Here is a 10,138-nt window from a genome sequence, read left to right as displayed (position 1 = left end):
GCGGTGCTGATGCTGATTCCCGGTGACGTGCTGCGCCCGCGGCGGCCCGACGAGCACTTCGCCGCCGAGGCGGCGGCGGCCCGCGCGGCCGGCTGGACGGTCGCGCTGGTCGACCACGACGCCCTGGCCGCGGGCGGTCCGGCGGACGCCGCGGTGGCCCGGGTGCCGGCCGGGGAGGACGCCGTCTACCGCGGCTGGATGCTGGGCGCCGACCGGTACGCGGCGATGGCGGCCGCCCTGACCCGGCGCGGCGTGACGCTGCGGACCGGTCCCGAGGCGTACCGCCGGGCGCACGAGGTGCCGGGCTGGGCCGCCGCGCTGACCGGGCTGACGCCCGACACCGTCTGGACCCACGGGGCCGGCCGGGCGGACTTCGACCGGGCCCGGGCCGAGCTGGGCGGGGGACCGGCCGTGCTGCGGGACTGGACCAAGTCGATGAAGCACTACTGGTACGAGGCGGTGTACGTGCCGGAGCTCGGCGACGCGGAGGCGGCGTGGCGGGTCGCGAGCCGGCTGCGGGAGTTGCGCGGGGACGAGTTCACCGGCGGTTTCGTGCTGCGCCGGTTCGAGGAGTTCGGCGGGGCGGAGGCGCGTACCTGGTGGGTGGCGGGTGAGTGCCGGTTGGTGACCGCCCACCCGGACACCCCGTACGAGCCGCCGCCGCCCGGGCTGGTGCCGGACGCGGTCGCCCCGGCGGTAGCGGCGCTTGGCCTGCCCTTCGTGACGGTGGACCTGGCCCTGCGCGCCGACGGCGAGTGGCGGGTGATCGAGGTCGGCGACGGTCAGGTCAGCGACCGGCCGGTGTCCACGCCCGCCGAGGAGCTGGTCGCCGCCCTGAAGACCGAGGTCGATGCGCCGGGGTCTTGACGGGGTCATTGTGACCGTTAACACTGTCGTGACCCGGAGGAGACATTTGTCGGCCGGGCGCGGCGAGAAGGGCATCCCCATGACCGTTTCCGGCCGGCTGCGCGCGTCCCTGATCGCTGTGGCCCTGATCGCCGCGACGCTGACCGGCGCCGCGCCCGCGCAGGCGTCGCCCGCGGCGCAGTACACCAACCCGCTGGTGAGCCAGCGCGCCGACGCCCACATCGTCAAGCACACCGACGGCTACTACTACTTCACCGCCACCGTCCCGGAGTACGACCGGATCGTGCTGCGCCGGGCCACCACGCTGCAGGGCCTGACCACCGCGCCGGAGACGGTGATCTGGCGCAAGCACGCCAGCGGCGTCATGGGCGCGCACATCTGGGCCCCCGAGATCCACTTCATCGACGGCAAGTGGTACGTCTACTTCGCCGCCGGCGCCTCCGCCGACGTCTGGGCGATCCGGATGTACGTCCTGGAGGGCACCGGCGCCAACCCGCTCACCGCCACCTGGGCCGAGAAGGGTCAGATCCGGACGGCCTGGGAGACCTTCGCCCTGGACGCCTCGACCTTCGTCACCAACGGCGTGCGCTACCTCGTGTGGGCCCAGGCGGAGCCCGGCATCGACACCAACTCCAACCTCTACATCGCCCGGATGGGCAACCCGTGGACGATCACCGGCACGCCGACGCGGATCGCCGTGCCGACGCTGGCCTGGGAACGCCGCGGCGGGGTCGAGGTGAACGAGGGGCCGGCGGTGATCCAGCGCAACGGGCGGGTGTTCCTGACGTACTCGGCCAGCGCCACGGACGCCAACTACTGCCTGGGGATGCTGACCGCCCCGGCCGGCGCGAACCTGCTCAGCGCGGCGTCCTGGACCAAGACGCCCGAACCGGTCTTCGTCAGCAACGCGACCACCGGCCAGTACGGCCCGGGCCACAACTCGTTCACCACTTCCGAGGACGGCCAGAGCGACGTCCTCGTCTACCACGACCGCAACTACGCGGCCATCTCGGGCGACCCGCTGCGGGACCCGAACCGGCGGACGCGGGTGCAGAAGCTGTACTGGAACGCCGACGGCACCCCGGACTTCGGCATCCCGGTGCCCGACGGCGCCACCCCGGTCCGGCTGCGGTCGGTCAACTTCCCGGACCGCTTCGTGCGGCACTGGGAGTACCGGGCCCGCATCGAGGCGCAGGTCAAGCCGCTGGCCGACTCGCAGTTCCGGCTGGTGCCGGGCCTGGCCGGCAACGGCTCGGTGTCGCTGGAGTCGACCAACTTCCCGGGGTACTACCTGCGGCACAGCGCCTTCGAGGGCTGGGTCCGGCGCGACGACGGCACGGCGGCCTTCCGCGCCGACGCCAGCTTCACCCGCCGGGCCGGGCTGACCGGCGGCGCCGGCACGGTGTCGTTCGAGTCGGTCAACTACCCGGGCCGCTACCTGCGCCACTACGACAACGCCATCTTCCTGCAGGCCGTCTCGACGGCGACCGACCGCGCCGACGCCACCTTCGTCCTCGAGTGAACGGGGCAGCGCGCCGGACGATCCGGCCGTAACCTGACGCGGCTCCGTCGTCGTCCGAGTTACCGAGGTGAACCGTGTCCCACCCCCAGCCCTACGCCGCCACCGACCCGGGGTCGGCGCACGCCCCCTTCGCGATCGTGGCCTGCCGGATGTGCGGCAGCGTGCCGGCCGCCCCGGTGACCTTCCGCGGCCACCAGGGCTTCGTCATCGTCATGCGGTTCCTCAGCCAGCAGGGCCCGTTCTGCCGGGACTGCGGGCTGGCCACCTTCCGGGCGATGACGGCCCGCACCCTGGTCCAGGGCTGGTACGGCTGGGCGTCGTTCCTCATCACGCCGATCACGGTGCTGGTGAACCTGGTCAAGCGGGGCAAGGTGGCGTACCTGGGCGCGCCGCAGCCCAACCCGTACGGGCCGAGCCGGCCGCCGATGAACCCGGGCCCGCGGCTGCTGCAGCGCCCGACGGCCCTGATCGGGCTGGCGATCCCGCTGGTCCTGGTCGCGCTCATCGTGCTGGCGGTCAGCCGGGGCTCCTGAGCCGGCCCGGGGCCGCCGCGGCCGGGGTCACGGCTGCGGCGTCACCCAGTCGTCCAGCACCTGGTGGATCTCGGCCAGGCGCCGGTCGTCCCAGGTGGCGGCCGGGTCGGGTTCGAGGAAGGCCAGGGCCAGGCTGGCCGCGCCGATGGCCGGCAGCGACCACTCCCGCTCGCCGGCCGCGCCGAACGGGGCGGCCACCGTCCGGCTCGCGGCCACCTCCGGGGTGGACAGCGCGGTGATGACCAGCCCGCGCAGGCTGGCCCCGAGCAGCGTCGCCAGCGCGGTGAAGCTGGTGGCCAGCTCGGGCCGCAGCCGGTAGCCGAACAGGCCGGCGATCAGGCGCCAGGCCTCGGCGACGCGCGCCGCGTGGGCGGCCTCGGCCTGGCCCAGCGCGGCCTGGACCTGGTCGCGCAGCTCGCCGTCGGCGAGCCCGGTGAACGTCGCGTGCAGGGCCAGGTAGGTCCGCCAGCCGGGGGAGGCCAGGACGGACCGGAAGTCGAGCAGGGCCAGCTGGCGGATCAGCTCGAGGATCAGCTCGTGGCGCAGCTGCGGGGTCTTCAGCCAGTCGCGGTGCTCGTCGAGGATCCGCCGGATGAGCGAGATCTCGTCGTTGACGATTCCCGGCACCGCGGCGCCGGCCAGCTCCTTGACCAGGTCGCTGAAGAACAGATCCCGGTACGGCCAGTGCCGGTAGGCCGTGCTGCGCGAGACGTCCGCGTCCCGGATGACGTCCTCGAACCGGATGTGGTCGAGGCTGACCGTCAGCCCGGTCCGGTTGATCATCTCCAGCGCCGTCCGCAGCATCCGGTCCCGGGTCTCCTGGTCCGAGAGGCGGCGGCTGCGGCGTCCGAGGCCGGTCGGGGTGGATGCGCGTGCCATGGCTCCAGCATACTGTCGGGACTTAGGACTCTGTGTCTCAAGTTCCAAAACGGCGACAGTGGCAGCAGGAACCGACCGAGGGAGCTCCCATGGCACGCTGGCCATTCAACGACGACGACCTCCGGGCCATGTACGCGGGCGGCCGCGGCGACGCGACGGCCCGCCGCTTCGCCCGCCTGTGGGCCCGGGTCCACGGCTCGGGCCTGGTGCCCCGCCGCTGGGTGACCCTCGAGGTCCCCGGGCGGCGCACCGGCCGCCTGATGCGCGTCCCGCTCGGCATGGCCGACTGGAACGGCGACTGGTACCTGGTCTCGATGCTGGGCGACGACTGCAACTGGGTCCGCAACGCCCGCGCCGCGGGCGGCCTGGTGACCATCCGCCACGGGCGGGCCCGGACCTGCCACCTGGCCGAGGTGCCGGTCGCGGAACGCGCGCCGATCCTCCAGCGCTACCTGCGCAAGGTGCCCGGCGCCCGGCCGCACATGCCCGTCGACCCCGGCGCGCCCCTGGCCGAGTTCGCGGCGATCGCGGCCCGCTACCCCGCCTTCCGCATCGAGGCCGCACCGGTCCGCCCGACCGAGGAGTCCGCGCGATGACCGCCACCACGCCTCCGCTGTCCACACCGGACGCGCCCGGCCGGCCCCGCCGCCGCAAGCGCCGCTGGCTGCGGTGGACCATCGCCGTCCTGATCGCGCTCGTCCTGCTGGCCGTGGGCCTGGTCGCCGCGGCCGTCAAGCTGCAACCGGTGCCCGCGCCGCTGGCGCTCCCGGCCGGCGCCGCCGCGCCGAGCGGCCCGCTGGACGGCGTCTACCGCCCCGCCGCGGGCTCGTCGGCCGGCTTCCGGGTCGAGCAGACCGTCATCGGGCTCACCAGCGAGGTGGTCGGCCGCACCGAGGACGTCACCGGCACCGTCACGGTCGCGGGCGGCCGGGTCACCGCCGCTCAGCTGCGGATCGGCCTGCGCGCGCTGACCGCCGGCGGCGCCGAGCCGGCGCCCCAGTTCGGCATCAGCCTCGACACCGCGCAGCACCCCGACGCGATCCTCGCCCTGACCGAGCCGCTCACCCCCGGCGCCGGATTCCCCTCCGGTACGCCGGTGACCGCCACCGCCGCCGGAACGCTCGCCCTGCACGGCGTCACGCGCCCGGTCACGGCGGCGCTCACGCTGCGGCGGGACGGCCCGGGCATCGGCGTCGCCGGATCACTGCCGGTGGCCTTCGCCGACTACGCCATCCCCGGGCCCGAGGGTTACGGACCGTTCGGCTCGCTGGCCGACCACGGCCTCGCCGAGTTCCGCCTCGTGCTGCGCCGGACCTGAGCGCCGGACCGGCCCGCGCGGCCACGGCGACGCACGGGCCCGGGCCCCTCGCCGGGATGCGGTAGGAAGGACGCCATGACGATCGCCGACGCGTACGCCGACTTCGCCGCCCGCGAGGCCCGCACGGTGTCGCCCACCTACGAGCGGCTGGCGGACGCGGTCGCCGCCGACGACGAGCTGCTGGCCCGGCTGGGCACGCTGCCACCGGGTAAGCAGCAGCCCAACCTGTTGTTCGGGGTGGCCCGGCTGCTGGGCGGTCCGGTCCGCGACCCGGCGGCGTTCCGCGAATGGGCGCTGGCGCACTGGCCGGTGGTCGAGCCGCAGCTGCGGACCCGGGCCACGCAGACGAACGAGCCGGGCCGGTGCGCCGTCCTGCTGCCGGTCCTGGCGGCGCTGCCGCAGCCGTTGGCCCTGCTGGAGGTCGGCGCGGCCGCCGGGCTGTGCCTCTACCCCGACCGGTACGCCTACCGCTACGGCGACCACACCGTCGGCGCCGGCGAGCCGGTCCTCGACTGCGCCGCGACCGGCCTCGCCCCGCCGGCCGCCCGGCCGCGCGTGGTGTGGCGGGCCGGCCTGGACCTGAACCCGCTGGACGTGACCGACCCGGCCGACGTCGCGTGGCTCGACGCCCTGATCTGGCCCGAGCACGCGCACCGCCGCGCCCGGCTGCGCGCGGCCGTCGCCGTCGCCGCGGCCGACCCGCCGCTGCTGGTCCGCGGCGACCTGGTGGACGACCTGCCCGCCCTGGCCGCGCGGGCCCCGGCCGGCGCCACCCTCGTCGTGCTGCACACCTCGGTGCTCTACCAGGTGCCGCGGGCGCGCCGGGAGGCGTTCGTCGCCCGGGTCACCGCGCTGCCCGGGCACTGGGTGGCCAACGAGTCCCCCGAGGTGCTGAGCCACGACACGCTGCCGGCGCCGCCGGACAGCGCCCGGTACAACGTGCTGGCGCTCGACGGCCGGCCGCTGGCCTGGACCCGCTCGCACGGGCAGGCGATGACCTGGTTCGGCGGAGCCGCCCCGGCTACTTCACCGCCACCGGGTTGACCGGGGCGCCCACCGCGCCGGTGACCGGCAGCGGGGCGGCGGTCAGCCAGCAGTCCCAGACGCCGTCGGCCGCGCAGTCCGCCGCGAGCTCGTCGAGGTCCCACATCTCGCCCAGGAACAGGCCGATGTGCGGGATCGCCACCTGGTGCAGCGGCTGGAACGCGTCGTCGAACTCGTTCGGGCGTACCTCGAAACCCCAGGTGTCGGTGGCGATCGCGGCGATCTCGGTGCGGTGCAGCCAGCCGGCGGTGGTGAACGACAGCCCGGGGGAGTCGCCGCCGGCGTAGTCGCCCCAGCCCTCGCGGCGGGCCCGGGCCAGCCGGCCGGTCCGCACCAGCACGATGTCGCCGCGGCCGACCGCCGCGGAGGCGCCCTGCCGCTCGATCGTCGCGCGCAGGTGCTGCTCGGTGATGGCGAACCCGTCGGGCAGCTCGCCGCGCTCGCCGATCGCGCGGCCCACGTCCAGCAGCACCGCCCGGCCGGCGATGACGTCCGCGACCGTCTCGATGCCGGTGACCGCGTCGCCGAGGCTGGTCACCACCTCGCCGGCGGGACGGCCGTTCCAGGCGACGCCGTGGTCGAAGATGTGCCCCAGCCCGTCCCACTGGGTCGAGCACTGCAGCGGCATGGCGATCACGTCGTCGGCGCCGCCGATCCCGTGCGGGAAGCCCTGCACGCCGGCCGCGGCGTCGGTGCCGGTGTCCAGCATCGTGTGCACCGGGTTGGTGCGGCGCCGCCAGCCGCGCTGCGGGCCGTCCATGTCGAAGCGCTGCGACAGCGAGAACGAGCGCCCCCGCCGGATCAACGCCGCCGCCGCGGCCCGCTTGTCGTCGGTCAGGAAGTTCATGGTGCCGCGGACGTCGCCGGCGCCCCAGCGTCCCCAGTTGGAGCAGCGCCGGGCCGCCTCGGCGACGGCGCCCTCGGGATCGCTCCGGTCGATCACGCGAACTCCCCGGCGATCCAGTCGGCGATGAAGACGCCGACGTGGGGCAGGTGGTCGAGGCCGATGTGCTCGGCGCCGCCCTCCGCGGGCGTGAAGATCCGCAGCTCCCGCCGCGGGCTGTTGACCGCCTGGTCGTACGAGCGGTGGGCGTGGGCCAGCGGGATCTGCCGGTCGTTCTCGCCGTGGGTGATCAGGAACGGCACGGTGATGTGCTCGACCACGCCGTCGAGGTTCACCGCCCGGGCCCGGGCGATGAAGGTGTCCAGGTCGGTCTCGCCCCACACCCACAGCACGTGGTCCCAGTAGTGCGGCACCGGGTTCTCGCCCTCGCGGTCGAGGCGGCGTTTCTGCACCGCCCCCCAGTCGTGGTTGGCGCCCCAGGCGACGCACAGGGCCAGCCGCTTCTCGAACGCGGCGGCCCGCGGGGCGTAGTAGCCGCCCAGCGACCACCCCACCAGCCCGATCCGGGCCGGGTCGACGTCGCCGCGGTCCAGCAGATGGTCGACGCAGGCCGCGGCCCAGGTCTCGGTCTCCACCCGGGCGGTCAGGCCGCCGAACCGCAGGGCCTCGCCGCTGCCCGGACAGTCGACCATCAGCGTGGAGATCCCGCGCGCGGCGAGCTCCTGGGCGAAGCCCGAGACGTACATGTGCTCCTTGGTGGAGTCCAGGCCGTTCCACATGATGACGCACGGGGCGCCGGGGCCGGCCGTGGTGAAGTAGGCCGGCAGGAGCGTGCCCTCGAACGGCACGGCGACCCGCGTGGTGGCCGGGTCGAGCAGGTCGAACGTCTTCTGCATGAGGTCCAGGCAGCGCTGGTACACCGCGCGGCGCTCCGGCGCGTGGGCGCTCTGCATCCGCTCGGCCTGGATCAGGTAGTTGGTCGCGCGGTGGTACTTCTGCCCGGCCGTGCGCCGGCGCCCGTTCTTCTCGTCGTCGATCGCCTGGGCCTGCAGATCGTCCACGACCGCGGTCCAGGCGGCCATGAAGTCCCGGGTGCCCACGTCCGACCCGCGGGTGGCGGCGTCGCGCAGCGGCCGGCAGGCGCGGTCCACCTCGTCGATGAGGCCGCCGCTGTTCAGCGTGGCCACCACGCCCAGATTCCAGACGTAGTTGCCGGGGAAGTACTCGAACATCGCGGGGTCCTTTCAGGCGGTACGGGGGGCGTCGGAGAGGGTGTGGCGGCGCCGGACGGCCGGCAGCGGCGGCGCGGGCGGGGCGGAGGCGACCCGGTTGGTCAGGCTGCCGATGCCCTGCACGGTCAGCGTCACCACGTCGCCGTCGCGCAGCGGCGGGGGGTCCTGCGTCCCGCGGCGGCCCCACAGCTCGGCCAGGCAGCCGCCGTTGCCGACGGTGCCCGAGCCGAACACGTCGCCGGCCACGACGCGGCTGTCCCGGGCCGCGTACGCGATCATCGTCTCGAACGTCCAGCCCATCGTGGCGAGCGAGTCGCCGCCGACCACCCGGCCGTTGACGCCGGCCGTGCAGGCCAGGTCGAGGAAGCCGTCGGCGTCGCGGTGCGCCTCGAGCTCGTCGGCCGTGACGAGCCACGGTCCCAGGGTGCTCGCGAAGTCCTTGCCCTTGGCCGGGCCGAGGTTGACCTGCATCTCCCGGCGCTGCAGGTCGCGCGCCGACCAGTCGTTGAGGACGGTGTAGCCGAACACCTCGCCGCGCGGGCCGGCCACGGCGGCGACCTCCAGCTCGAAGTCCCGGTCGGCCGAGGCGGCCGGGAAGGCGACGTCGTCGTCGGGGCCGATGATGGTGTGCGGGTTGGTGAAGTAGAACGCCGGCGCGTCGTACCAGGCCTCGGGCACGCCGCCGGCGCCGTCGATGCTGCGCCGCACCCCCACGACGTGGTCCTCGAAGGCGACGAAGTCGCGGACCGAGGCCGGGCGCAGCGGCGCCCGCAGCCGGACCTCGGCCAGCGGGATGCCGGGACCGGTGGCCAGCTCGCGGGCCCGGTCGAGGCCGAGCGCGACGACGGCGCGGGTGTCCAGGCCGCCGCGGAACGGGTGGACGGCATCGCCGACAACCACGCCGCAGCGCCGGGCGCCGCCGTGCTCGACGGTGACGATGCGCATCAGAGCGGGGGAGCGACGAAGACGCCGCGGTCGGGGTCGTTGAACGACTGCCGGGCCACGAACTCGCTCATCGGGTTCGCGGTGCCCCACTGGTCGGTGACCATCGGGTCGGAGAAGTCGTACAGGTGCGGGTGCCAGGTGTCCTCGTCGAGCTGTTCGAGCTCGGTGGTGTACTCGACGGTGTTGCCGTGCGGGTCGAGGAAGTAGCTGAAGGTGTTGTTGCCGGCGAGGTGCCGGCCGGGGCCCCAGACCTTCTCCACGCCGGCCCGCAGCAGCCGCCCGGTGCCGCGCAGGTACTCGTCGAGGCCGCGCAGCTCGAACGACGCGTGGTGCAGCGAGGTGTGCGGGCCGCGGGCGACGGCCAGGCTGTGGTGATAGCGGTTGGTGCGCAGGAACCACATGACCTCGCCCAGGTGCGGCGAGTGCAGGGTGTCGGAGAGCGCGAAGTTCAGGTGGCGCCGGTAGAACGCGACCGTCGCCTCCGGGTCGGGCGAGTTGATCACCACGTGCGAGAGCTTGACCGGGACGGACTCGCCCGGCTCGACCCGCCGGTGCCGGCGGACCGCGACGTCGCAGGAGACCTCCACGGTACGGCCGTCGACGTCGAAGAAGCGGAAACCGTAGCCGCCGCCCGGGGTCCGCAGCGCGGCCGGCTCGTGCACCAGGGTGACGCCGGCGCGGCCGAGGCGCTCGGCCAGCGCGTCGACGTCGGCCGGCGACGCGGCGCCGAACGCGATCAGGTCGAGCCGCTTCTCCGCGGCCCGGCGCAACCGGACCGAGTACTGCTCGGGGGAGCCCTCGGCGGCCAGGAACGCGATGCCGTCGTCGGTGGTCTCCGGGCTCAGCCCCCAGACGCCGGTGTAGAAGTCCAGTTGCCGGTCGTAGTCGGGCACGGCCAGGTCGACGTGCCGCAGGTGGGTGATGAGTCGTTCGTCCATGGTGGAAGCTCCTCGG

11 protein-coding genes are annotated in these 10,138 nt (G+C 74.6%); 6 read left to right on the top strand and 5 right to left on the bottom strand.

Going from position 1 to position 10,138, the window contains the following annotated elements; translation table 11 throughout:
* Nucleotides 1-9 precede the first annotated feature (9 nt).
* From Ani05nite_RS13175 to Ani05nite_RS13165, 3 genes are all read left to right on the top strand, one after another.
* Nucleotides 10-867 carry an ATP-grasp domain-containing protein gene (locus Ani05nite_RS13175; RefSeq protein WP_239129863.1) on the top strand — a complete coding sequence of 286 codons (858 nt, stop codon included), beginning with the start codon at nt 10-12 and terminating at the stop codon, nt 865-867.
* A 79-nt stretch (nt 868-946) separates the two neighbouring features.
* A complete protein-coding gene (locus Ani05nite_RS13170; RefSeq protein ID WP_203768290.1) occupies nt 947-2,389 on the top strand; it encodes a family 43 glycosylhydrolase in 1,443 nt (480 codons plus the stop codon).
* Nucleotides 2,390-2,463: 74 nt separating this feature from the next.
* Nucleotides 2,464-2,922, top strand: coding sequence for a hypothetical protein (locus tag Ani05nite_RS13165; protein ID WP_203768288.1), 459 nt, complete (start codon nt 2,464-2,466; stop codon nt 2,920-2,922).
* A 27-nt stretch (nt 2,923-2,949) separates the two neighbouring features.
* Here Ani05nite_RS13165 and Ani05nite_RS13160 read toward each other — a convergent pair whose 3' ends face one another.
* Nucleotides 2,950-3,801, bottom strand: a complete 852-nt coding sequence (locus Ani05nite_RS13160) for a TetR/AcrR family transcriptional regulator (protein ID WP_203768285.1) — start codon at nt 3,799-3,801, stop codon at nt 2,950-2,952.
* An 89-nt stretch (nt 3,802-3,890) separates the two neighbouring features.
* Between Ani05nite_RS13160 and Ani05nite_RS13155 the strand changes: the two genes are divergently transcribed.
* The 3 genes from Ani05nite_RS13155 to Ani05nite_RS13145 all read left to right on the top strand — a co-directional run bounded on the left by Ani05nite_RS13155 (nt 3,891) and on the right by Ani05nite_RS13145 (nt 6,163).
* Nucleotides 3,891-4,397 carry a nitroreductase/quinone reductase family protein gene (locus Ani05nite_RS13155; RefSeq protein WP_239129834.1) on the top strand — a complete coding sequence of 169 codons (507 nt, stop codon included), beginning with the start codon at nt 3,891-3,893 and terminating at the stop codon, nt 4,395-4,397.
* Nucleotides 4,394-5,119: a YceI family protein gene (locus Ani05nite_RS13150; RefSeq protein ID WP_203768284.1), complete on the top strand. Its 726-nt coding sequence runs from the start codon at nt 4,394-4,396 to the stop codon at nt 5,117-5,119. Before Ani05nite_RS13155 ends, Ani05nite_RS13150 begins: the two co-directional genes overlap by 4 nt.
* A gap of 75 nt (nt 5,120-5,194) precedes the next feature.
* Entirely contained in the window at nt 5,195-6,163 is a 969-nt protein-coding gene (locus Ani05nite_RS13145) for a DUF2332 domain-containing protein (RefSeq protein WP_203768282.1), read from the top strand.
* On the opposite strand, the gene Ani05nite_RS13140 is transcribed toward Ani05nite_RS13145, so the two are convergent.
* From Ani05nite_RS13140 to Ani05nite_RS13125, 4 genes are read right to left on the bottom strand one after another with little or no spacing between them, the layout of a single operon-like run.
* Entirely contained in the window at nt 6,141-7,106 is a 966-nt protein-coding gene (locus Ani05nite_RS13140; protein ID WP_203768280.1) for a cyclase family protein, read from the bottom strand. The two genes, Ani05nite_RS13145 and Ani05nite_RS13140, sit on opposite strands and share 23 nt — an antisense overlap.
* Nucleotides 7,103-8,239 carry an alpha/beta hydrolase family protein gene (locus tag Ani05nite_RS13135; protein WP_203768278.1) on the bottom strand — a complete coding sequence of 379 codons (1,137 nt, stop codon included), beginning with the start codon at nt 8,237-8,239 and terminating at the stop codon, nt 7,103-7,105. The genes Ani05nite_RS13140 and Ani05nite_RS13135 overlap by 4 nt, the downstream gene beginning before the upstream one ends.
* A 12-nt stretch (nt 8,240-8,251) precedes the next feature.
* Entirely contained in the window at nt 8,252-9,184 is a 933-nt protein-coding gene (locus tag Ani05nite_RS13130) for a fumarylacetoacetate hydrolase family protein (RefSeq protein ID WP_203768277.1), read from the bottom strand.
* A complete protein-coding gene (locus tag Ani05nite_RS13125; RefSeq protein ID WP_203768274.1) occupies nt 9,184-10,122 on the bottom strand; it encodes a VOC family protein in 939 nt (312 codons plus the stop codon). Before Ani05nite_RS13125 ends, Ani05nite_RS13130 begins: the two co-directional genes overlap by 1 nt.
* Between the last annotated feature and the right edge of the window lie 16 nt (nt 10,123-10,138).

The sequence above is a fragment of the Actinoplanes nipponensis genome, assembly GCF_016862275.1.
In the GTDB taxonomy this organism is placed as follows: Bacteria; Actinomycetota; Actinomycetes; order Mycobacteriales; family Micromonosporaceae; genus Actinoplanes; species Actinoplanes nipponensis.
The sequence above is the reverse complement of the archived record's forward strand: the minus strand, read 5'-3'. Positions and strand labels throughout refer to the sequence as shown.